At 64.1% G+C, this 19689-nt stretch carries 21 protein-coding genes and 1 tRNA gene; 11 read left to right on the forward strand and 11 right to left on the reverse strand.

The features are described from left to right. Positions 1-125: 125 nt before the first annotated feature. Positions 126-764 (reverse strand): (d)CMP kinase, encoded by a 639-nt coding sequence (gene cmk, locus IVA92_RS14140; RefSeq protein WP_247276521.1) that lies wholly within the window; start codon positions 762-764, stop codon positions 126-128. Then, on the reverse strand, positions 761-2098 hold the full coding sequence (gene aroA / locus IVA92_RS14145) for a 3-phosphoshikimate 1-carboxyvinyltransferase (RefSeq protein ID WP_247276522.1): 1338 nt from the start codon (positions 2096-2098) through the stop codon (positions 761-763). Before aroA ends, cmk begins: the two co-directional genes overlap by 4 nt. 159 nt (positions 2099-2257) lie before the next feature. On the opposite strand from aroA, the gene IVA92_RS14150 reads away from it, so the two are divergent. From IVA92_RS14150 to IVA92_RS14160, 3 genes are all read left to right on the forward strand, one after another. Then, positions 2258-2665, forward strand: coding sequence for a TIGR02300 family protein (locus tag IVA92_RS14150; protein WP_247276523.1), 408 nt, complete (start codon positions 2258-2260; stop codon positions 2663-2665). A gap of 93 nt (positions 2666-2758) precedes the next feature. Continuing rightward, positions 2759-2834: transfer RNA gene (locus IVA92_RS14155), tRNA-Ala, on the forward strand. Positions 2835-2969: 135 nt separating this feature from the next. Next, positions 2970-3212, forward strand: coding sequence for a GIY-YIG nuclease family protein (locus IVA92_RS14160; protein ID WP_247276524.1), 243 nt, complete (start codon positions 2970-2972; stop codon positions 3210-3212). A 16-nt stretch (positions 3213-3228) separates the two neighbouring features. On the opposite strand, the gene IVA92_RS14165 is transcribed toward IVA92_RS14160, so the two are convergent. Next, positions 3229-3690 carry a MarR family transcriptional regulator gene (locus IVA92_RS14165; RefSeq protein WP_247276525.1) on the reverse strand — a complete coding sequence of 154 codons (462 nt, stop codon included), beginning with the start codon at positions 3688-3690 and terminating at the stop codon, positions 3229-3231. Between the two features lie 152 nt (positions 3691-3842). Between IVA92_RS14165 and IVA92_RS14170 the strand changes: the two genes are divergently transcribed. From IVA92_RS14170 to IVA92_RS14205, 8 genes are all read left to right on the forward strand, one after another. Further along, positions 3843-4268 carry an organic hydroperoxide resistance protein gene (locus tag IVA92_RS14170; protein ID WP_247276526.1) on the forward strand — a complete coding sequence of 142 codons (426 nt, stop codon included), beginning with the start codon at positions 3843-3845 and terminating at the stop codon, positions 4266-4268. Between the two features lie 175 nt (positions 4269-4443). Beyond that, complete coding sequence (locus tag IVA92_RS14175; protein ID WP_247276527.1) at positions 4444-5649, forward strand: CaiB/BaiF CoA-transferase family protein; 1206 nt, start codon at positions 4444-4446, stop codon at positions 5647-5649. Positions 5650-6047: 398 nt separating this feature from the next. Beyond that, a complete protein-coding gene (ugpB, locus tag IVA92_RS14180; protein ID WP_247276528.1) occupies positions 6048-7364 on the forward strand; it encodes a sn-glycerol-3-phosphate ABC transporter substrate-binding protein UgpB in 1317 nt (438 codons plus the stop codon). A 49-nt stretch (positions 7365-7413) separates the two neighbouring features. Beyond that, positions 7414-8295 (forward strand): sn-glycerol-3-phosphate ABC transporter permease UgpA, encoded by an 882-nt coding sequence (ugpA, locus tag IVA92_RS14185; protein ID WP_247276529.1) that lies wholly within the window; start codon positions 7414-7416, stop codon positions 8293-8295. Beyond that, entirely contained in the window at positions 8295-9143 is an 849-nt protein-coding gene (gene ugpE / locus IVA92_RS14190; RefSeq protein ID WP_247276530.1) for a sn-glycerol-3-phosphate ABC transporter permease UgpE, read from the forward strand. The genes ugpA and ugpE overlap by 1 nt, the downstream gene beginning before the upstream one ends. A gap of 20 nt (positions 9144-9163) precedes the next feature. After that, on the forward strand, positions 9164-10249 hold the full coding sequence (locus tag IVA92_RS14195; RefSeq protein WP_247276531.1) for a sn-glycerol-3-phosphate import ATP-binding protein UgpC: 1086 nt from the start codon (positions 9164-9166) through the stop codon (positions 10247-10249). A gap of 382 nt (positions 10250-10631) precedes the next feature. Further along, the gene (locus tag IVA92_RS14200) at positions 10632-11057 is read left to right on the forward strand and encodes an Hsp20 family protein (RefSeq protein ID WP_014438749.1); all 426 of its coding nucleotides are present in this window, start codon (positions 10632-10634) and stop codon (positions 11055-11057) included. Positions 11058-11107: 50 nt separating this feature from the next. Further along, entirely contained in the window at positions 11108-11380 is a 273-nt protein-coding gene (locus tag IVA92_RS14205; protein WP_007598581.1) for a DUF1150 domain-containing protein, read from the forward strand. Positions 11381-11582: 202 nt separating this feature from the next. Here IVA92_RS14205 and ptsN read toward each other — a convergent pair whose 3' ends face one another. From ptsN to IVA92_RS14245, 8 genes are all read right to left on the reverse strand, one after another. Continuing rightward, positions 11583-12044: a PTS IIA-like nitrogen regulatory protein PtsN gene (gene ptsN / locus IVA92_RS14210; RefSeq protein WP_027514736.1), complete on the reverse strand. Its 462-nt coding sequence runs from the start codon at positions 12042-12044 to the stop codon at positions 11583-11585. Between the two features lie 220 nt (positions 12045-12264). Next, positions 12265-12867: a ribosome-associated translation inhibitor RaiA gene (gene raiA, locus IVA92_RS14215; protein ID WP_247276532.1), complete on the reverse strand. Its 603-nt coding sequence runs from the start codon at positions 12865-12867 to the stop codon at positions 12265-12267. Between the two features lie 83 nt (positions 12868-12950). Then, positions 12951-14579, reverse strand: coding sequence for an RNA polymerase factor sigma-54 (rpoN, locus tag IVA92_RS14220; protein ID WP_247276533.1), 1629 nt, complete (start codon positions 14577-14579; stop codon positions 12951-12953). 89 nt (positions 14580-14668) lie between these two features. Then, positions 14669-15688 carry an LPS export ABC transporter ATP-binding protein gene (gene lptB, locus IVA92_RS14225; protein WP_247276534.1) on the reverse strand — a complete coding sequence of 340 codons (1020 nt, stop codon included), beginning with the start codon at positions 15686-15688 and terminating at the stop codon, positions 14669-14671. Between the two features lie 247 nt (positions 15689-15935). Beyond that, positions 15936-16649: an LptA/OstA family protein gene (locus IVA92_RS14230; protein ID WP_247276535.1), complete on the reverse strand. Its 714-nt coding sequence runs from the start codon at positions 16647-16649 to the stop codon at positions 15936-15938. Positions 16650-16654: 5 nt separating this feature from the next. Further along, a complete protein-coding gene (gene lptC, locus IVA92_RS14235) occupies positions 16655-17392 on the reverse strand; it encodes an LPS export ABC transporter periplasmic protein LptC (RefSeq protein ID WP_247276536.1) in 738 nt (245 codons plus the stop codon). Between the two features lie 157 nt (positions 17393-17549). Then, positions 17550-18164 carry a ribonuclease D gene (locus tag IVA92_RS14240; protein ID WP_247276537.1) on the reverse strand — a complete coding sequence of 205 codons (615 nt, stop codon included), beginning with the start codon at positions 18162-18164 and terminating at the stop codon, positions 17550-17552. A 111-nt stretch (positions 18165-18275) separates the two neighbouring features. Further along, the gene (locus IVA92_RS14245; protein WP_247276538.1) at positions 18276-19526 is read right to left on the reverse strand and encodes a UbiA family prenyltransferase; all 1251 of its coding nucleotides are present in this window, start codon (positions 19524-19526) and stop codon (positions 18276-18278) included. Positions 19527-19689 lie beyond the last annotated feature (163 nt).

The following is a 19689-nucleotide window of genomic DNA, read 5'->3' on the forward strand; positions in this document are numbered from 1 at the left end:
GGCCCGCGCGTTCGATACGTGGAAATTCTTGTCCGGAGCCTGGATCGCGTCGGCCCCAAATAGGGACCGAAGGTTATCGACCTCAAAGAGCGGGAGCGGGCGCTTCCTCCAATGACGGCTGCGGCTTAACCCCGCGACCGGCCCGCTCGGACGGCCTCGATAATGTCGATGGCAGCCCGGACGCCGCCTTCTATATCCAGTTGGGAGTTATCAAGCAAGTAAGCATCCGGCGCCGGCTTTAAAGGCGCAATCGGCCGGTTCTTGTCGCGCTCGTCGCGCTGCATGATGTCGGCAAGCACGGCCGCCTCGTCCGCCTCCTCGCCCCGCGCCCGCGCCTCCATGGTCCGGCGGTGAGCGCGGACCCTGGGGTCGGCGACCACGAAAATCTTCACGTCGGCATGGGGGCAGATCACGGTTCCAATGTCCCGGCCATCGAGCACGGCGCCGGGCGGATCGGCGGCGAATTGCCGCTGGAAATTGACCAGGACTTCGCGGACTCTCGGAATGGCCGAGACGATGGAGGCCCCCTCGCCGACCGTCTGGGTCTTGAGGACGGGATTGCCGAACTTTTCGGGGTCGAGTTCCAGCGCCGCCGCGACCGCGGCTGCCTCGTCGCGGAGATCATGACCGGACTGCATCAGCTCGTAAGCCACTGCGCGATAGATGACGCCGGTATCGAGATGGCGATAACCGTAATGGTGGGCGAGGCGCTTGCCGAGCGTCCCCTTGCCCGAGGCTGCGGGCCCGTCGATGGCGATGATCATGAAAACTCGGCCCCTAGCGAACGCATCATCGGAATGAAATCCGGAAAGCTGGTGGCGATGAAGGCGGTGTCGTCGACGCCGACCGGCTGGTCGGACGCGCAACCCATCACCAGCGCGGACATCGCGATGCGATGGTCCATGTGGGTGGCAACAACGCCCCCGCCGGGCACGTGACCGCGGCCTTCGACGATCAGATCGTCACCGGAGACCTCGACCTTGACGCCGTTGACGCGAAGCATGTCGGCCGTGGCCTCGAGCCGGTCGGATTCCTTGACGCGCAGCTCTTGCAGGCCGCGCATGATGGTCGTGCCCTCGGCGAAAGCGGCCGCGACGGCCAATACGAGGTATTCGTCGATCATCGAGGGCGCGCGCTCCGGCGGCACCTCGACGCCGCGCAGCTTCGACGCGCGCACGCGCAGCTGGGCCATCGGCTCGCCGGCGTCGCGTCGTACGTCGCTCTCCTCGATCGAGGCGCCCATTTCGCGCAGCGTGGTGAACAGGCCGGTGCGCAGCGGATTGGTCATTACGTCGGACAGGACGACGTCGGAGCCATCGGCGATCAGCGCGGCAACGACGGGGAAGGCCGCCGAGGACGGGTCGGCCGGCACGATGACGTTGGCACCGTGCAGCTCTGGCTGGCCTTGAAGCGTGATGCGGCGGCCGTGCTGGCCTTCCTTCGTGGAGGTGATGGCGGCACCAAAATGCTGCAGCATCAGCTCGGTATGGTCGCGGCTCGCCTCGGTCTCGATCACCGTGGTTGTGCCCGGCGCAGCCAGGCCCGCGAGCAGCACGGCCGATTTGATCTGGGCCGAGGCGACCGGGGTCATGTAGGTGATCGGCAGCGGATCGCGCGCGCCCTGCAGGGTCAGCGGCAGACGGCCGCCCTCGCTGCCCGACAAGGCCCTGGCGCCCATCTGTTCGAGTGGATCGAGGATCCGGCGCATCGGGCGGCTGCGCAGCGAGGCGTCCCCGTCGAACACCGCCGAGATCGGGCAACCCGCGACGGCGCCCATGACCAGGCGGCAGCCGGTGCCGGAATTGCCGAAATCCAGCGCCGCCTTGGGCTGGGCGAAGCCACCGACGCCGACACCGTTCACCGTCCAGGCGAAATCACCGGTGCGCTCGACCCTGGCGCCCAGCGCCTGCATGGATTTGGCGGTGTTGAGAACGTCTTCGCCCTCGAGCAGTCCCGAAACCCGGGTCTCGCCGACCGCGAGCGCCCCCAGGATCAGGGCGCGGTGGGAGATCGACTTGTCACCGGGTACCCGTACTTTCCCGGTCAGGGGGCCGCTGGCGCGAGACTGCAGCGGCCTCGGTTGGTCGGAATGGGTCAAGATTGTGTCCTTGGATGCGCCCTAAGGGGCTGGGGCGCAGGTACCACATGGTCCGCGCCCCGTCACGGGCATGTCGTTCTCCTGTAATGCGCTATTGACAGCGGGCCGCCAACTAGCCAAGTGAAGCACCGCTTTTCAGACATTCCCAGGATTCCTGCCGTGGCCAAGTCCGAACTCGGAACTAAACGTATTTGCCCGACCACGGGCAAGAAGTTCTATGACCTCAACAAGAATCCGGTGATCTCGCCCTATACCGGCGAAGTGGTGCCGATCGCCCCGGTCGCGCCCGCACGTGCGTCCCGCGGCGCCGAAGCCCGCAACGTGGCCCCGGACACGACGCCGGAGCCGGCAGAGGCCGAGGAGTTGGTCTCGCTCGAGGAGGCCGACGCCGAGGAGAACACCGGCAAGGTCAAGGCCGTCGTTCCGGAGTCCGAGGACGACATCGAGGTCGACGAGACCATCGAGGATGACGATGACGACGATTCGACCTTCATTGCCGACGACGAAGAAGGCGATGAGGACGTAACCGACATCATTGGTGATGTCGGAGGTGATGAAGAGACTTGAGATCAGCCCTGATCTGTGAAAAAGGGTGCACCGCGCGAGTCACCAGGGCTCGCCGGTTGGGGTGATCCACCAGGTTCATCCGGTCTAAGTTAAGGGGCCATAGCTCAGCTGGGAGAGCGCTTGCATGGCATGCAAGAGGTCGGCGGTTCGATCCCGCCTGGCTCCACCACGCTTCGCCCTTCGGGCTTCGCGTGGCGCAGCCACGCAGAGCCCGAAGGGTAAAGCGTGGTGTCCGGCGTAGCCCGAAGGGCGAAGACGGACTGGTGCGACGCCCACCTAACGACTACCCAGGCGATAGGCGTCAATGTGGTACGTCTACATTCTCCAAAGCGTTGACTTTCCTGATCAGGAATACATCGGCGCCACGGAAGATTTGAAGCGGCGAATTCCGGAACACAATGCCGGCAAATCTAGCCACACCGCTAAATATAAGCCTTGGAAACTGATCTGGTACTGCGCCTTCCCCGACAAGTACAAAGCTCTGGCGTTTGAAAAGTACCTGAAGTCTCATTCCGGCCGCGCCTTCACGAAGAAGCGGCTTTCCTAGGCTCTGACGAACTCCCCTACTCCCCGATCACCGCATTGAGCCGGTCGCGCAATGCGACGATCTCGTCCTTCATTGCGACCAGTTCCGGCACCGAGCAATCCGAGGCCGCCAGAATGGATTGCGGCACGCTGCGTGCCTTGTCCTTCAGCGCCTGGCCCTGCGGCGTCAGGGCGATCAGCACCTGACGCTCGTCCTCGCTCGAGCGGGTGCGCCTCACGAGATGGGCGGCCTCGAGCCGCTTGAGCAGCGGCGTCAGCGTGCCCGAATCCAGGAACAGCTTCTCGCCGATGTCCCTCACCGGTACGTCGTCGCGCTCCCATAGCACCAGCATCACCAGATATTGCGGATAGGTCAGGCCGAGCCGACCGAGCAGCGGCTTGTAGACACGATTGAAAGCATGCGCGGCCGAATAGACCGCAAAGCAGATCTGATTGTCGAGCCGCAGCGGCGCGTCCGCTGCCGATGGTTTCCGGGCCATGGGGACTCTCACGGGATTTGCCCGTATTGTGGGGTCGGGCGGCCGTAAATTCAATTGCAAACAATTAAATGTGAGGCACTGTAATTTCAGTTGTGCGCGATCTAATTGAAGCGATACAGATCGCGTCCACCCGAACCCCCAGGGAGATGAAAATGTCCGTGAACGTCCTCTACAAGACCAGTGCCAAGGCGACCGGCGGCCGCGACGGCCATGCTGCAACGCTCGACGGCGCCCTAGACGTCAAGCTGACCACGCCGAAGGAGCTCGGCGGCGGAGGCGGCGCCGGCAACAATCCCGAGCAGCTGTTTGCGGCGGGCTATGCGGCCTGCTTCATCGGCGCGATGAAGTTCGTGGCGTCGCAGGGCGGCCCCAAGGTTCCCAATGACGCGTCCGTCACTTCGACCGTCGGCATCGGCCCGCGCTCCGAGGGCGGTTTCGGTCTCGAGATCGATCTCGCCGTCTCGCTGCCGGGCCTGGCTCGCGCCGAGGCTGAGGCGTTGGTCGAGAAGGCGCACCAGGTGTGCCCGTACTCCAACGCCACGCGCGGCAATGTCGACGTTCGTCTGACGGTCGTCTGACCGCAATTGCGGATTGGCTGGCCCGAGATCCCCCTCGGGCTGGCCGCTTCCCATTGGTTTGCCATTCTGGGATTGCGCCGCGGCGGCGCATGCGGCCCTACGCGCGAAGCCATTGCTGGGATGCACGAACCTCGCTAGGCCTGTGATCAAGCATCGACACAGGGGAAGCGAAGGCATGAGTTCTGAAGCCGCCACAGGTGCCATGAGCGGATTGCGCGTCATCGATCTCACGCGCGTGCTCGGCGGTCCCTACTGCACCCAGATCCTCGCCGACCACGGCGCCGACGTGATCAAGGTCGAGCCGCCCGCGGGCGACGAGGTGCGCGAATGGGGCCCTCCCTTCCATGAGGAGGATGCGGCCTATTTCGTCGGCATCAACCGCAACAAGCGCTCGATCGGCCTCGACCTCGCCTCCGAAGGCGGCCGCGCCGTGCTGCTGAAGATGCTGGAGACGGCCGACGTCCTGATCGAGAACTTCAAGCCAGGCACGCTGGAGAAATGGGGCATCGGCAACGAGGTGCTGCGCGCAAAATTCCCGCGCCTCGTGCACTGTCGGATCTGCGGCTTCGGCGCCGACGGCCCGCGCGGCGGCAATCCCGGCTATGACGCCATCATCCAGGCCATGACCGGCATGATCGCGGCGACCGGCTCGCCGGAGAGCGGCCCGATGCGGATCGGCGTGCCGCTGGTCGACATCACCACTGGCCTGTACGCGGCGATCGGCATCCTGATGGCGCTGTCGGAGCGCCAGCGCTCCGGCAGGGGCCAGTTCCTGGAGACGACGCTGTACGAGACCGGCCTTGCCATCATGCATCCGCACACCGCCAATTATTTCATGCATGGCAAGCCACCCGCGCTCACTGGCAACGAGCATCCCAACCTCGTGCCTTACGCGATCTTCCCGACGAAAACCGACAACATCTTCATCGGCGTCGGCAACGACGGCACGTTCCGCAAGCTCGCCAAGGAGATCGGCAAGCCCGAGCTCGGCACCGATCCGCGCTTTGCCCGCAACAAGGACCGCATCGCCAATCGCGAGGCGCTGCGCGCCGAACTCGCCGCGGTGTTCAGCCAGCACGAGGCCGAGCCGCTCTGCAACCGCCTGCTCGCGGCGGGCCTGCCCGCTGGCCCGGTGCAGAAGATCGACCAGGCACTCACGAATCCGCACACGATCGCGCGCGGCGATATCATCGAGAAGGATTGGTACAAGGGCGTCGCCTCGCCGATCCGGCTCGACCGCAGCAAGCCGAGCCTGCGCCGCCTGCCGCCGAAATTCAGCCAGCACGCGGCTGAGGTGCTGGGCGAGTTCGGCTACTCCCGGGCGGACATCGACGCGATGGTCGAAAAGGGCGTGGTCTGCGGCCCCGAGCGTAAGCGCTGAGGCCTCGTGAAATAGACTTCAGCGTTGCCGCAACGGCGGTGCGCTCCCTCCCCGCTTGCGGGGGAGGGTTGGGGAGAGGGCGTCTCCAGAACGGGACAATCCCCAAGCGGAGAGAGCAGTCACCCGCGCCTTCGGCGCGACCTCTCCCGCAAGCGGGAGAGGTGTTCGAGATCGCCGCCTGATGGACAACTCACGTCATCCAATGCCGCACTGCGGCGCGAGCACGCGTGTGCAGCGCGAACGCACGGCGCGGTCTCCCGCACGCCTTCGCCTATTTTCCGGCTTCCCTTTTCCAGCGCTTGCCGCTTTCGTTTCGGCCGCTTACACAGTCATGTGAACGTCATGTGGCACTGCTAGCGCAAGCGCTTCTTTATTGACGGGCAAGGGAGGTTTTCTTGATGGCTCTTCGACATTTTGGTGCGGCTGCGGCTGTCGCAGTCACGGTCGGCATGATGGCCTCGCCGGCCCTGGCCGTGACCGACATCCAGTGGTGGCACGCGATGACCGGCGCCAACAACGACGTCATCGTCAAGCTCGCCACCGACTTCAACGCGTCGCAGAGCGACTACAAGGTAATCCCGACCTACAAGGGCAACTACCCCGACACGATGAACGCCGGCATCGCGGCCTTCCGCGCCGGCAATGCGCCGCACATCATGCAGGTGTTCGAGGTCGGCACCGCCACCATGATGGCGGCGACCGGCGCGGTGAAGCCGGTCTACAAGCTGATGGCCGAGACCGGCGAGAAGTTCGATCCGAAGGCCTACCTGCCCGCGATCACCGGCTATTACTCGACCTCGAAGGGCGAGATGCTGTCCTTCCCGTTCAACTCGTCGTCGACGGTGATGTGGGTCAACCTCGACGAGCTGAAGAAGGCGAACGTCGCAATCCCGAAGACCTGGCCTGAAGTGTTCGATGTCGCCAAGAAGCTGCACGACAACGGCCACCCCACCTGCGGCTTCTCCAATTCCTGGGTCACCTGGGTCAATCTCGAACAGCTCTCCGCCTGGCACAACGTGCCGCTGTCGACCAAGGCCAACGGCCTCGACGGCTTCGACACCGTGCTCGAATTCAACGGCCCGCTTCAGGTCAAGCACCTCGAGAAGCTGGTCGAGCTCCAGAAGGACAAGACCTACGATTATGCCGGCCGCACCAACACCGGCGAAGGCCGCTTCACGTCAGGTGAATGCCCGCTCTATCTGACCTCCTCGGCGTTCTTCGGCAACGTCAAGGCGCAAGCCAAGTTCGCCTTCACCGCCGTGCCGATGCCCTATTATCCCGACGTCAAGGGCGCACCGCAGAACTCGATCATCGGCGGCGCCTCGCTCTGGGTGATGGGCGGCAAGTCGGCCGACGAGTACAAGGGCGTCGCGAAATTCCTGGGCTTCCTGTCCGACACCGACCGCCAAGTCTACATCCACAAGGCCTCCGGCTATCTGCCGATCACCAAGGCGGCCTATGAGAAGGCCAAGGCGGAAGGCTTCTACAAGGACCAGCCCTATCTCGAGACCCCGCTGCTCGAGCTGACCAATAAGGAGCCGACCGAGAATTCCCGCGGCCTGCGCCTTGGCAACATGGTGCAGCTCCGTGACGTCTGGTCGGAAGAGATCGAGCAGGCGCTCGCCGGCAAGAAGACCGCCAAGCAGGCGCTCGATGCCGCGGTCGAACGCGGCAACACGATGCTGCGGCAGTTCGAAAAGACCGCCGTGAAGTGAGGCGATCGGCGGCAGGCCGGTAACCCGGCCTGCCGCTCCTGCGCGCATCATGCAAAAGCAAGCCATTTTCCAATCGAAGCTATTGCCCTACGCGCTGGTTGCGCCGCAGCTCGCGATCGTCCTGATTTTCTTCTACTGGCCGGCGTTGCAGGCAGTGATCCAGTCCTTCCTGCTCCAGGACGCCTTCGGTCTTTCGACGAGCTTGGTCTGGTTCGACAACTATCTCGAGCTTCTGCAGGACCGCGCCTATTTCGAAGCGATCGTGCGGACCTTCTTCTTCTCGTTCGCCATCGCGGTCTCATCGCTATCCTTTGCGCTGCTCCTCGCCGTGATGGCGGACAAGCCGCTGCGCGGCTCGATGCTCTACCGCACGCTGCTGATCTGGCCCTATGCGGTGGCGCCGCCGGTCGTCGGCGTGCTCTGGATTTTCATGCTGCATCCCTCGCTGGGCGTGCTCTCGCGTTATTTGCGCGTCCTGGGCATCGACTGGAATCCGCTGCTCGACGGCGACCAGGCCGCAACGCTGATCATCCTCGCCGCCGCCTGGAAGCAGATCTCCTATAATTTCCTGTTCTTCCTCGCGGGCCTGCAGAGCATCCCGCGAAGCGTGCTGGAGGCCGCCGCGATCGACGGCGCGCGCCCGATGCGCAGGTTCTGGACCGTGACCTTCCCGCTGCTGTCGCCGACCATCTTCTTCCTTTTGGTCGTCAACATCGTCTACGCCTTCTTCGACACGTTCGGCATCATCGACACCATGACCCGCGGCGGTCCCGGCAAGTCGACGGAGACGCTGGTCTACAAGGTCTATTCCGACGGCCTGCTCGGCGGCAATCTCGGCAGCTCCGCGGCGCAATCGGTGATCCTGATGATCATGGTGATCGTGCTGACGGGAATCCAGTTCCGCTTCGTCGAACGCAAGGTGACCTACTGATGGTCGAGGAAGAAGGCTTTCGGCGCTACGTCGCTCATATCATCCTCTGGATCGGGATCGCGATCGTCGCCTTCCCCGTCTACATCGCGATCGTCGCCTCGACCCAGGACAACGCGCTGATCGCGAACGGACAGATGTCGCTGCTGCCAGGCGGTCATTTCTTCAAGACTTACTACCAGACGATCTTCATCGGCACGAGCGGCTCGACCCGGGAGCCGGTCGGCAACATGATGCTGAACTCGCTGGTGATGGCGCTCTTGATCGCGGTCGGCAAGATCGCGATCTCGATCATCTCGGCCTATGCGATCGTGTATTTCCGCTTTCCGTTCCGGATGCCGATCTTCTGGCTGATCTTCATCACCCTGATGCTGCCGGTCGAGGTGCGCATCTATCCCACCTACAAGATCGTCGCCGATCTGCACATGCTCGACAGCTATGCCGGCCTGTCGCTGCCGCTGATCGCGTCGGCCACCGCAACGCTGCTGTTCCGCCAGTTCTTCATGACCGTGCCGGACGAGCTTTTGGAAGCCTCGCGGATCGACGGCGCCGGTCCCTTGCGCTTCTTCTGGGATACGCTGTTGCCGCTGTCGCGCACCAACATGGCGGCGCTGTTCGTCATCCTGTTCATCCTCGGCTGGAATCAATATCTCTGGCCGCTGCTGATCACCACCCGCGACGACATGCAGACGATCCAGATCGGCATCCGCAAGATGATCACCACCACCGACGCGCTGACCGAATGGCCGATCGTGATGGCAACTGCCGTGCTGGCCATGCTGCCGCCGGTGTTCGTCGTCGTCGCCATGCAGAAGCTGTTCGTGCGCGGCCTGGTCGAGACGGAGAAGTAGGTTCTTGCAAGTGAGTTTTCATGGCTAACGTCACCCTGCGCAACGTTCGCAAGACCTATCCCGGCGGCTTCGAAGCCATCAAGGGCATCGACGTCGATGTCGGCGACGGCCAGTTCTGCGTGCTGGTCGGCCCGTCCGGCTGCGGCAAGTCGACCTTGCTGCGCATGGTCGCGGGGCTGGAGACTGTCACCGGCGGCGAGATCGACATCGGCGGCCGCGTCGTCAACCAGATCGAGCCCGCCGATCGCGACATCGCGATGGTGTTTCAGAACTACGCGCTCTATCCGCATATGAGCGTCTACAACAACATGGCCTATGGCCTGCGCAACCGCGGAATGGCGGAAGCCGAGATCAAGACCCGCGTCGGGGAAGCGGCGCGCGTGCTCGAGCTCTCCGCCATGCTGGAGCGCAAGCCGCGCCAGCTTTCCGGCGGCCAGCGCCAGCGCGTCGCCATGGGCCGCGCCATCGTGCGCCAGCCGAAGGTGTTTCTGTTCGACGAACCGCTCTCCAATCTCGATGCCAAGCTGCGCATCGCGATGCGCGTCGAGATCCGCAGATTGCAGCGCCGGCTCAACACGACGTCGATCTACGTCACCCATGACCAGCTCGAGGCGATGACGCTCGCCGATATTCTGGTGGTGATGAATGGCGGCCAGGTCGAGCAGGTCGGCAATCCCCTCGCGATCTACCAAAAGCCGGCCACGACCTTCGTCGCCTCTTTCATCGGCGCGCCGCCGATGAACCTGATGTCCACCCGTCCCGACGAGATCAAGTCGCAGCTCGGCGGCAGCGCGGGCGAAGCCGGCATCCTCGGCATCCGTCCCGAAGACTTCGTCATCACCGACCAGACGCCCGCCGGCGGCGTCGCGCTGCCACTTACCGTTGAAGCGATCGAACGCGTCGGCGCCGAAACCTTCGTCTACGGCTCGCGGGCTCAGGAAGACCAGCGCGTCGCCGCCACGCCCGGCGAGCTGCCGCCCGGCGAGGTCATCGTCCGCCTTCCCGGAACCGAGGCGCCAGCCATCGGCCAGCAGATCCGCGTCGCAGCGGTTCGCCAAAAGCTGCATTTGTTCAGCGGCGATGGGCGGAAGCGGTTGGAAGCCTGACCGGGTTCCGAAGGGACAGCTAACAAAAAGTGCGAAAACAACCCCATGCACAGTAGCGGGGCCTTGTTTTCATTGACATAAATCGGCCTGCAATTTGCCGTCCCCGAACTTGTCCCGGGCGTTGCTCTGGCTGTCGAGAGAAAGGTCGTGGGGGATATCGGCGAGCGGTAGCGACGCCGTCCTACGGACGGCCATGCCCCGGCCATGACGATGTGGAAACGCCCGGCGCGAAGCAAAGCGCATCACATGCGGGAATGCCACCTGTGCAGGGCTCCTGCTACCTGCTTGAACCCACACGGGGATATGCCCATATTGCTGACCAAGGGGTGCCGCTTGCGGGCTCCGACACACCAAAGTCGCTTCTGCGAGGACTTTGTAAACTATGTCTCGTGTTCCAACGCTCTCCAGTCCCTTCCTGCTGGGCTTCGACGAGATCGAGCGCGTGCTCGATCGGGTCGTCAAAGGTGCCGACGGTTATCCTCCCTACAATATCGAGAGGTGCGACCGGTCGGACGGCCAGCCCGAGCGTTTGCGCATCACGCTGGCGGTCGCCGGCTTCACCCGCGACCAACTCGATGTAACTATTGAGGAAAACCAGCTCGTGATCCGCGGGCGGCAGCAGGACGACAAGACCCGGCAATACATCCATCGCGGGATCGCCGCCCGCCACTTCCAGCGCACCTTCGTGCTGGCGGAGGGGATGCTGGTGCTGGGTGCGGATCTGAAGAACGGGCTGTTGTCGGTCGATCTGGCCCGGCCTGAACCGGAGAGGATCGTTAAGACAATCGCTATCAATGAACACGAATAATGGAACGAGTAGCGGACTCGACCGCTTAGTGTTCCAGAGGAGTCGAGACCATGAGTGAAGGTCACGTTGCGTTCGAATACGAAGCCAAGAATGTCTCGCCCGAGACGCTGGCAACCCTCGGCGAAGGCCATATCGCCTATGTGAAGCAGATCCGCTCGGAGGACGTGCCGGGCCTGTTTCCCGAAGCACCGAAAATCGCGCCGGGCTTAAAACTCTTCGCGCTCCACGCCGCCGACGGCACGCCGATCATGCTGACCGACAGCCGCGAAGCCGCGATCGCCAATGCCTGGAGCAACGAGCTGCAAGCGGTGAGCGTGCACTGAGCACGCGCGTCGCGCGAACAGGGTTTCAAACGGGCATGCCTTCATGAGAAGGCGTGCCCGTTTTCATTTCGGGAGATGCAGTCTCGCGCGTCGTCACTGCGAACGCGGCGGAGTGCGGCTTAACTCTCGTGTCCCGGACAAGCTGCAACGCCCAGCGCTGCGCTGCGTCCGGGGCACGCGCCCTTAGAGTCGGCAATGACGCTCAAGCCGCCGTCGCCGGCGGCAGGGCCAGCACCGAATAGATCGCCTGGGCGTCGCGCGAGGCGCGGAGTTTCTTGGCGATGTCCTGGTCGCGCAAGAGGCGAGCGATGCGGGCGAGTGCCTTGAGATGGTCGGCGCCGGCGCCTTCGGGGGCGAGCAGCAGGAAGACGAGATCGACCGGCTGGCCGTCCATCGATTCGAAATCGATCGGGCGATCGAGGCGCGCGAACAGGCCAAAGATCTTTTCCAGCTTGGGCAGCTTGCCGTGGGGAATGGCGACGCCGTAACCGACTGCGGTGGTGCCGAGCTTTTCGCGCTGAAGCAGGACCTCGAACACGGAGCGTTCGTTCTGCCCGGTCAGCTCGGCGGCCTTGGCCGCGAGTTCCTGCAACGCCTGCTTCTTGCTGTTGACTTTCAATGCCGGGAGAATCGCCTCGGGTGCGACCAGATCGGTAATCGGCATGGAAGCTTTCCGAGGTGAATTAAGCCGTCAGGTTCCGATTTGGCCAGCTTGATAGACCAAGCTGCGCCGACGTCAATAACATGAAGCAGGAGGCGGACTTAGCCCCGGTCCTGATGTGGGGCGCTTCTACTCCAACGCAATCCCGGTGCCAACTCCCGCGTGCGGCTTTGCCACGGACATTGTTAAAGGCCCGGGATGGTACGGAGCCCGGGTCTCGGACCTAACCATCGGACTTACCGTCCACCTTGGCCCCCGGAGGGTCGATCCAGCCGACATTGCCATCCGCCCGGCGGTAAATGATGTTCACCCGGCCCGAGGAGCCGTGCTGGAAGACCAGGCAGGGCGCCCCGCTGAGGTCGAGTTCCATGACGGCCTCGCTGACCGAGAGGCGCTTCAGCGAGGTGGTTTGCTCGGCGATGATGACGGGGCTGTAGCCGGCGACCTCGTCCTCGCCTTCGGGCGCCTCGAGCACATAGCTCGTGGCATCGAGCGCAGCCATCGCCTCGGAGGCGACATGGGCCTTGCGGGCGGAACGGTCCTTGAGGCGATTCTTGTAGCGGCGCAGCCGCTTCTCGATCATCACCAGCGCCTGGTCGGCGCTGGCATAGGCGTCCGGCGCGTTCGAATCGGCCTCCAGCGTGATTCCCGAATCGAGATGCAGCGCGCAATCGGTGCGGAAGCCGAAGCCGTCCTTGCTCAGCGTGATGTGACCGGAATAATTGCCGTCGAAATATTTGCGCAGCACCTCATCCGTGCGGTCGGCAACGCGGCCGCGCAGGGCCTCGCCGACGCTGATGCTCTTTCCCGAAATTCGAAGAGTCATGTGATGCCTCGCTTGGTTCAAGTGCCTAGCTTGGATCGGTCTCGATGGGACATCGAGAGTAGCGCGATTTCGCGCCAGCGCAATCAGGCCGGCTCGGTGTTGCGGGGGCGATCGGACATTGCGGTGGCGAGGACGTTACCAAGAGCGCTCTGCTTGTCGCGGCGGCGTTGCACCGAAGAGGGAATGCGCATGGCTTCGCGGTACTTCGCGACCGTGCGGCGGGCAATATCAATGCCCGAAGCGCGCAAGCGTTCCACGATGGTGTCATCCGACAGGATTGCCGTGGGCGCTTCCGAATCGATCAGCTGCTTGATGTGGTGACGTACCGCTTCGGCGGAATGCGCCTCGCCGCCGTCAGCCGAGGCGATTGAGGCCGTAAAGAAATATTTCAGCTCGAACGTGCCGCGATTGGTCGCCATGTATTTGTTGGCGGTAACGCGCGACACCGTGGATTCATGCATCTGGATGGCGTCTGCGACAGCCTTCAGATTGAGCGGCCGCAAATGCGCCACGCCATGGGTGAAGAAGCCGTCCTGCTGGCGCACGATCTCGGTTGCAACTTTCAGGATGGTGCGGGCGCGCTGGTCGAGTGCGCGCACGAGCCAGGTCGCGTTCTGGAGCGCATCGGTGAAGTAGGATTTGTCGCCGTCCTTGCCGATCTTCTTCGACAGCTCGGAATAGTAGGTCTGGTTGACCAGCACGCGCGGCAGGGTGTCGCTGTTGAGCTCGACATGCCAGCCACCGTCGGGACCGGGGCGGACATAGACATCGGGCACCATGGTCTGGAGCCGCGCCGAGCCGAACTTCATGCCGGGCTTGGGATTGAGGCGGCGGATCTCGCCGATCATGTCGGCGATGTCCTCGTCGTCGACGCCGCAGACCTTGCGCAAGGACGCGATGTCGCGCTTGGCGAGAAGATCGAGATGCTCGACCAGGGCCTGCATCGCCGGATCATAGCGGTCGAGCTCGCGGAGCTGGATCGCCAGGCATTCGCTCAAGTTGCGCGCGCAGACGCCGGGTGGATCGAATTTTTGCAGCACGGCAAGAACGTCCTCGACGTCCTGTTGCGATGCGCCGAGACGCTCGGCGGCCTGGCCGAGATCCGGCGGCAGATAGCCGGCCTCGTCGACGAGGTCGATCAGGTACTGGCCGATCATGCGCTGCGCCGGCGCGGTGAAGGCAACCGAGAGCTGCTCGGCAAGATGGTCCGACAGGGTCCTCTCTGCCGCGACGAAGGCTTCGAGATTGTAGGGTTCATCGCCGGAGGCACCACCGCCCCACTCGGTGTAAGTGGTCGGCGCGGCGTCCTGGGCATTGCGCGCGGCCGCCTCGGCCGGCTCCTCGGAGAAGACGTTGTCGAGGCCGGTGTCCAGGGTCTGCTCGATCTCGGCGCGGGTGCCGAGATCCTTGCTCATCCATTCTTCCTGTCCGGGCTCGAACGCCTCGGCGCTGCCGCCAAAGCCGTCGTCACCAACCCCATCACCGTGGCCGCCTTCGTCACCATCACCGAACTGGCTGGCCTCCGCGGTCGCTTCAGCGCCGCCGGCCTCGTCATTGGCCCGCTCCAGCAGGGGATTACGCTCGAGTTCCTCCTCCACGAAAGTCGTGAGATCGAGATTGGACAATTGCAGCAGCTTGATCGCCTGCATCAGCTGCGGCGTCATGACCAGCGACTGCGATTGCCGGAACTCTAATCTCTGCGTAAGCGCCATGAAGCAAGAACCGTTCCCAAAATTGGTCCGATTTTTGCTTATCCTAGTCCGGGCCCGATGTACACGCCTTGACGCCGCGCAAAAACAGGCTAGAGGCGGAATTCCTCGCCAAGGTAAAGCCGGCGCACGTCCGGATCGGCGACGATCTCATCCGGGGTACCCTCGGTCAGGATTTCACCGGCATAGACGATGTAGGCACGATCGGTGAGGCCGAGCGTTTCGCGCACATTGTGGTCGGTGATCAAGACCCCGATGCCGCGATTGGTCAGATGGCGGACGAGGTCCTGGATGTCGCCGACCGCGATCGGATCGATGCCGGCGAAGGGCTCGTCGAGCAGCATGTAGTTCGGCCGTGTCGCCAACGCGCGCGCAATCTCGACGCGGCGGCGCTCCCCACCTGATAGCGCGATCGACGGCGATTTCCTGAGGCGCGTGATGTTGAACTCGTCGAGCAGCGAATCGAGCTGGTGCTCGCGTTTCTTGCGCGAGGGCTCGACCACTTCGAGCACCGCGCGGATGTTCTGCTCGACGGTGAGGCCGCGGAAGATCGAGGCCTCCTGCGGCAGATAGCCGATGCCGAGCCGTGCGCGCTGATACATCGGCAGCTTGGTGACATCGTGCCCGTCAAGCTCGATCGCGCCGCGATCGGCCTTGATCAGGCCGGTGATCATGTAGAACACGGTGGTCTTGCCGGCGCCGTTCGGGCCGAGCAGACCGACCGCTTCGCCGCGGCGCACGTAGATGCTGACGCCGCGCACCACCTGACGACTGCCAAAGGCCTTTTCCACACTGTGCACAGCCAGGAAGCCGGGCCGCCGCAGCAGCTGCCCGCCTGTACCATTGGATCTGCTGCCGGCCCTGACCGGGTGAACCGCCTGCGGACGCGGCGGCTCGGCTCGATAGTCCGCCTGATAGTCGGCGTGATGGTCTCCTTGGAACTGGTCGGGCGCACGCACCGGCTGGCTCCGGGCGGTCGGCGGCGCATCCCGCACCGGGCTGGTGACGAGACCGCCGACATCGTCACCGAGCGCGCTGATGTCCTGACGCGCAAATCCTGGCCGGCCGCGTTTGGCGGGTCGCCGACGGAACATGCTGAAGAGATCGACCATCCCCGCCTTCTAGCCTTTCACGACGATCCTGCACGACAATCCTGCACGATGGTCCGCGCGTGATCCCGCGATCTGCCGCCCCGGTCTTTGCGATCCGCCGGTGCAGCCTGAGTGAGGGATGTCTCATGCCCAGTGAAACACGCCCGAAAAGCGGCGAACCCCGCTTCGAAAGCCCTTCGCGCTAGATACAGTCTTGCCGGGCAAGCTTCAACCTCGGATCGGGAGCAACCAAAGCAAGTTATTGAATTTACTTTTGTTTACTTGCGCCGGGCAACTGCAGAGGCGGTGCTGTGCCGGGTTTGGCGCCTTGCCCGCAATCATTGCTGCCGCCCTGCGGCAGCAGGGCCTGGACCCGGCCGCTCTCGGATTCCACCCGCGACACGCCCGTGGTCATGTCGACCATCAGGCGGTCGCCGCGCAGCACGTTCTTGCACTGCGTCAAGACCACGCCGCCGAGCATGGTGATGAGGTTGGTCTTGGTGTCGAACACGGCGGTCTCGCCCGTTACCACCTGGTCCTTCTGAGTGACCACGACATTGCCGCGCGCCTCCAGCCGCTTGATCGCGGAGCTGCCGCCCGGGCCGGGCGTTGTCGACTGCATCGGTGCCGCCTTCGCGCCCTTGGCCGCCGGCTGCGGCACGGCCGGCTTGTCGCCGCCGCCCGATTCATAAAACACCACCAGCGTCTTCGAGGTCATGGTGGTGTCGCCCTGCACGACCTTCACATTGCCGGCGAAGGTCGCCTCCTTCTTCTTGTCGCGCATTTCGAGCGAGGCGGCCTCGATCTGGATCGGCTGGTCGCGGTTTTGCGAAAAGCCCTGCATCGCGTTGGGCACGCCTTGCATCGTGCTCTGTGCAATGGCGGCCCCGCCAGCAACCACCGCAACGACGGCGGCGACAAGCACGGCTGTGCCGAGGACGGCACTCCGCATGTAGTCGCTGCGCGAAAAAAAACTGATCATGGAAATCACTTTGAATTGGCAGACTTGTTCTGAGGCGTACGCGTCTTTGCAGGTGGCGCAGGCTCGGCCGGGGGCGCAGGCTGTGCGGCGGCGGGGTCGTCCAGCTTGTCCAGGTGCATCACCACATTGCCTTCGAAGCGGATGAGATCGCCGCCCTCGGTGATCCGCAGCCGGTCCGCGGTCAGCGTGCCGTTGGTCAGCTTGACGTCGACGCGCTCGTCGGAGGTGACCGTGCCCTTGTTCATGTCGACGAAGGCCGAGTTCAGCCGCGCTTCGTAGCCGGTCGAGGTGCGCAGCAAGATGTCCTTGTGCAGATCGAGCTGCTGCTGCTTGTTGTCGAAACGGCCGGTGCGGGCGTCGAGGAACAGGGTGGATTGATCCTCCATCAGCACCTTTGCACGCAGATCCGAAAGATCGACATGATCGGGGTCGGTGATGTCCTGCGTCGCGGTCTTGGCCCAGAGCTCGTAGGGCCGCTGGTCAGGCGTGAAGCCGGCGAGGTGCGGCGTTTCCATGGTGATCTTAGTGCCCGACACCACCAGGTTTCCGGAATCGAGCGGCAGTTTCGGCATCAGCATGCGGAACGGATTGAAGACCGACACGCCGACGATGGCGGCCATGGAGAGCAGCACCGCGCCCGGCACCGCGACACGCAGAATCCGCACCAGGCGGCTGTGGCGCGCCGCGCTGGCAAACTTCGCCGCAAGCGCGGCGTCGTAGGTGGGATTCTGGGCCGAATTCACCTGGACTCCTGATTCACTCCTGAAGTGGCGCTCGCCTTGTCCGGTGGAAGGACGCCCCATTGTACCCGGCGCCGCCAAAATATGCAGCCGGCGACAGGCCGTTACGAAAGTGTCCGAAACGGGGCGGCAGCCCTGACCCTAGCGGCCACGAGCGGCATCAGGAATGCGCGAAAATGTCCTCTTCCGCCCAGCCCTGGAGGTCGAGCAGGGCGCGGGTCGGCAGGAAGTCGAAACAGGCCTGCGCCAGCGCGGAGCGGCCTTCCCGCACCAGCATGGCATCGAGCCGCTCGCGCAGGCCGTGCAGATGCAGCACATCGGAGGCGGCATAGGCGAGCTGCGGCTCGCTCAGGCTGTCGGAGCCCCAGTCGCTGGACTGCTGCTGCTTGGAGAGGTCGATGTTGAGCACCTCGCGCACCAGGTCCTTCAGACCGTGGCGGTCGGTATAGGTGCGGGTCAGGCGGGAGGCGATCTTGGTGCAGTAGATCGGCCCGGTCATGACGCCGAAGGTCTGGTACAGCACCGCGATATCGAACCGCGCGAAGTGGAAGATCTTCGTGATGGCGGGATCGGCCAGCAGCGCCTTCAAATTCGGCGCGTCGGTGTGCCCCTTGGGGATCTGCACCACGTCGGCGCTGCCGTCGCCGGGCGAGAGCTGCACCACGCAGAGCCGGTCGCGGTGCGGGTTCAGGCCCATGGTCTCGGTGTCGATCGCCACCGCTGCGGTGTAGCGGGACAGGTCGGGCAGGTCGCCGCGATGCAGGCGCACGGTCATGGCGTTTCAAAACCTCGAATGGTGTCGGCAGAATAGGCTAATCGGGATTCCCCGCGATGTATCCACTCACGGCGGGCCGCGCAAGCGCCGGCCGTGACCTTACGGGTCCGGTCAGATCGCCGCCAGCATGATGCAGATCATCGCGGCCACCGTGATGCGGCTGGGGCCGTCGCGGAAAGCGTAGATGATCGGATCGTCAGGCATCTCGCGGCGGTGCGCCATCATCAGGGCGCGGCCGAACCAGTAGAGCAGCAGCGGGTTGAGCAGCCACAGCATCCAGGGACGGCTGTAGAGCGGCGTCACCGCGGAGGAGGAGACGTAGAGCGAGAACACCGTTGCCGCGTTCATCGCGCTCGCCGCCGCCATCGCGGCGATGACATGCAGATCAGTGATCCTGTAATCGCGGTTGGAGGGATCGGCGAGGCCCGCGCTCTCGCGCATGCTGAGCTCGCTGAAACGCTTGATCAGCGCCAGCGAGGTGAACACGAACAGCGAGAAGATCAAAAGCCATTCCGACAGCACCACGCCGACGCCGACGGCGCCGGCGATGATGCGCAAGCTGTAGAGACCAGACAGCGTCACGACGTCGACCAGCATCTTGCGCTTGAGCGCGAGCGAATAAGCGATCGTGGTGACGAGATAGGCGCCGAGCACGCCCAGGAAGAGAGGCGAGATGCAGAGGCTGGCGACAAGCGCGAACAGCCACAGCGCAGGAATCGCTGCTAGCGCCGCGGAGATCGGCAGATCGCCGGCCGCGAGCGGGCGATGGCGCTTGGTCGGATGCTGCCGGTCGGCCGAAAGATCCAGGAGATCGTTCATCAGATAGGCGCCCGACGCGCAGGCGGAAAACGCCATGAACGCCAGCAATGCATAGCCGAGCGTTGGAAGGTTCATCTGATGCGCGGTGAGCGCCGGCACGAACACCAGCGTGTTCTTGGCGTATTGATAGACGCGCAGGGCCTTGGCCCAGGTTTTCCAGCTGACGTGGCTGTGGCCGCGGCTCTCGATGCGCTCGATCGCGCCGCGATCGAACGGCAGCGTATGGCCCGCGGCAAGATCGGCCGGCGTCACGACGCCGTCAAAGCCAAGATGTGCGGCAATGCCCGCCGCATGATCGGCGAAACGTCCGGCGACAAGATATATCTTCGCGCCCTGCGCCCGCGCCGCCAGCGCCTGATTCAGCACATCGGAATCATAGGGCAGATGGGCATAGTCGATCTCGGCCCGCGCCAGGATATCCGTGAGCGCGGCCATACCCGGGCGTCCGCCGGCGCCGAAGCGGGCCAGCATGCGGCCGGGCGCACTGAACAGCGCTTCCATCAGCAGTTCGGAACGCAGCAGCGCGCCTTCCAGATCGATCACAAGCGTCCGCCCAGCCGCCGCAATTGCCGACGGTGCGGGGGCGCCAGAATCATGTTGCCAGGCAGGCTGCTCCATCCGGAAACACTCTTACTTGACGCAAAATGACCGGCCCAAAGGCCGGGGAGCAGGGGAAAGGGATGGTCGCGAGCCTAGAGGGCATTCG

This window comes from Bradyrhizobium sp. 154 (assembly GCF_023073875.1).
GTDB lineage: Bacteria > Pseudomonadota > Alphaproteobacteria > Rhizobiales > Xanthobacteraceae > Bradyrhizobium.